This window comes from Halomonas sp. 141, from assembly GCF_002810305.1.
Lineage (GTDB): Bacteria > Pseudomonadota > Gammaproteobacteria > Pseudomonadales > Halomonadaceae > Vreelandella > Vreelandella stevensii.
The window spans coordinates 1-2,685 of record NZ_PINZ01000088.1 but is presented as its reverse complement, the minus strand read 5'-3'; the positions used below and the strand labels follow the sequence as shown (position 1 = coordinate 2,685).

The window sequence follows — 2,685 nt, the reverse complement described above, 5'->3', positions numbered from 1 at the left end:
GTAAGCGTTCATTCCACGACGTTCTGCCACCCCGCTAAAATTCGCCCTAAAGTAACCTCACAGTTTCCAAGCGAGGTTACCCCCATGAGAAAGCACCGCACACCCGAACAGTGGCAGGCCCTGGTCAATCAGCAGCGAGACAGTGGTCTGTCAGCTTCGAAGTTCTGCAAACAAGAGAACATCGGCTACGCCAGTTTCTGCAACTGGCGCAAGCGCCTGTCCGATCAGGCGGCCGGTGACTCAGCGGATTCCGGCGAAGCCGGTTTTCTGGACCTGTCCTCTCTGATGGGTGCAGCGCAGTCCGGCCCAGGCTGGAACATTGTGCTCAGCCTCGGCAACGGCGTCGAATTGCGGCTGAGCCAGAACGGATGATCGGGCTCGATAGTCAGGCGCGCATCTGGCTGTGCACCGAGCCCACGGATATGCGCAAATCGTTCCGGGGCCTGAGCGCCCTGGTCCGGAATCAGTTGAAGCACGACCCACTCAGTGGCCAGTATTTCGTCTTCGTCAATCGTCGCAAGACCCAGATGAAGATGCTGTATTTTACCGCTACCGGTTATTGCCTGTGGGCCAAGCGCCTGGAGCAGGGGCAGTTCCGGGTGCCGTTATCCGCCTCCGGTCAGCGAGCCTTGACCCTGACGGATCTGCAACTACTGATCGATGGCATCGAGGTGCAGAAATACCGCCAATTCAAGCGTTTTCGAGGGGTATAGAAGACGGACTTCCGGTATAATGTCGGCCATGAATTCAACGGCTTCCGACCCCCAACCCAATGCACCTTCCTACTCGGCCCTGGCCGAGGAAAATGCGTTGCAGCGCGAGCAGTTGGAGGCCCAGGCGGAATCCATTCGGCAGTTGAAACACCAGTTAGACTGGTTCAAGAAGCAGCTGTTCGGCCCCAAATCCGAGAAACAGGTTTACGATATTCCGGAACAGGACAACCTGTTCCAACCGGATGACGCACCGCTACCGGAACAGCCTGCCGAGGAAGAAAAGCGCACCATCAAGGCCTACCAGCGCGGCACCGGCAAAAAGCAGCGCGATGACGACTGCCTGAACGACACCGGCCTGCGCTTTACGGCGGATGTACCGGTGGAAGTGATCGAGCAACTGCCGCCGGAGCTGACCGGGCCGGACGCCGACCAATACGACATCATCGGCACCAAAACCACCTACCGTCTGGCCCAGCGGGCCTCCAGCTATGTGGTGCTCAAATGCGAACGCCCGGTGTTCCGTCGTAAGGGCACGGATCAAAAACCTGTGACAACACCAGCCCCGTTCAACGTGCTGGACAACAGCCTGGCCGATGTCAGCCTGCTGGCCGGGTTGCTGGTGGACAAGTTCCAGTTCCACCTGCCGCTGTATCGCCAGCACCAGCGCATTCAACAAGCGGGTATTACCCTCAGCCGCAGCACCCTGACGAACCTGGTGAAGCGGGCCATCGACCTGCTTCGGCCCATTGTGGACGCCCAGACCGACAACGTGCTGCGCAGCCGGGTGCTGGCCATGGACGAAACACCCATCAAAGCGGGCCACCAGGGCCGGGCAGGCCCGCAGAAAGGCAAGATGAAAACAGGCTGGTTCTGGCCCCTATACGGTGATGACGACGAAGTGGTGTTTACCTACTCGAACAGTCGGGGCCGACTGCACATCGAGCAGGTTCTGAACGACCAATTCAGTGGCACTCTGATCAGCGATGGTTATGCCGCATATGCCCGCTATGCCGCGGCCCAGAAAGGCATTACTCATGCTCAATGCTGGGTGCATAGTCGCCGTTGCTTCGTTGAGGCCCAAAAGGATCATCCTGAGAAGGCCACCGAAGCCCTGCAACAGATCGCGAAGCTGTACCAGATTGAAGATACCATTAAGGAAAAGGAGCTCACCGGCGAGAAGAAGCGTCAATACCGGCTGGACCATGCGAAGCCGGTCGTCAGCGGCTTCTTCCAATGGTGCCGGGATCAGTTGGGGCAAGGCGGCCTGTTACCCAGTGAACCGTTAACCAAAGCCCTGAATTACGTGCTCGGCCGGGAAACGAGCCTGACGGTGTTCCTGGAAGATCCGGGCGTACAACCCGATACCAATCACCTGGAACGGGCCCTACGGCCCATCCCCATGGGCAAGAAAAACTGGATGTTCTGCTGGACCGAACTGGGCGCGGAACACCTGGGCATCATCCAGAGCCTGATCAGCACCTGCAAGCTGCACGATATTACCCCCTACACCTACCTGGTGGACGTGCTGCAACGCATCAGCCAGCACCCGGCCAGTGACGTCAGCGACCTGACGCCTCGTCTCTGGAAAACCCGGTTTGCCGACAACCCATTACGGGCGCTGATCGACCCACGCCATCCTGATCGACAGAGCAAACAGCCGGAGGCTACCGTCCGTGCGCATTGAGGACATGAGCATCGACCAATTGCTGGAGCTGAACCAGTACATCTGCCAGCGCATTGATGAACTGCAAGAGCAGGAAACCCTGCAAGCCTTGAGTCAGTTGCGGGTGGGCCTGAAAGTGACCTTCGAAGGCCGGGAAGGCCCGGTGCTGGGGATCGTCACCAAGATCAACCGCAAGAGTGTGATTGTTCTGGCCGAGGACGGCACCAAACAGTACAAGGTCTCGCCGGAGTTATTAAGGCCTCTGCGTGACGTGAAGTAGGTCAACTACGTCGTGGAATGAACGCTTAC

4 protein-coding genes are annotated in these 2,685 nt (G+C 58.5%); all 4 read left to right on the top strand.

The window, feature by feature from the left end:
• A partial coding sequence (gene tnpA, locus CWI66_RS17340; protein WP_232711002.1) for an IS66 family insertion sequence element accessory protein TnpA occupies nucleotides 1-372 on the top strand: 372 nt, incomplete at its 5' end.
• Entirely contained in the window at nucleotides 369-713 is a 345-nt protein-coding gene (gene tnpB / locus CWI66_RS17335; RefSeq protein ID WP_016915087.1) for an IS66 family insertion sequence element accessory protein TnpB, read from the top strand. The genes tnpA and tnpB, both read left to right, overlap by 4 nt.
• A gap of 28 nt (nucleotides 714-741) precedes the next feature.
• The gene (gene tnpC, locus CWI66_RS17330; protein WP_193365618.1) at nucleotides 742-2,397 is read left to right on the top strand and encodes an IS66 family transposase; all 1,656 of its coding nucleotides are present in this window, start codon (nucleotides 742-744) and stop codon (nucleotides 2,395-2,397) included.
• The gene (locus tag CWI66_RS17325; RefSeq protein WP_100732364.1) at nucleotides 2,387-2,656 is read left to right on the top strand and encodes a hypothetical protein; all 270 of its coding nucleotides are present in this window, start codon (nucleotides 2,387-2,389) and stop codon (nucleotides 2,654-2,656) included. The genes tnpC and CWI66_RS17325 overlap by 11 nt, the downstream gene beginning before the upstream one ends.
• The last annotated feature ends 29 nt before the right edge of the window (nucleotides 2,657-2,685 follow it).

Coding starts and splice junctions, on each gene's coding strand:
- tnpB (WP_016915087.1), top strand. CDS start 369: ATGATCGGGCTCGATAGTCAGGCGCGCATCTGGCTGTGCACCGAGCCC.
- tnpC (WP_193365618.1), top strand. CDS start 742: ATGAATTCAACGGCTTCCGACCCCCAACCCAATGCACCTTCCTACTCG.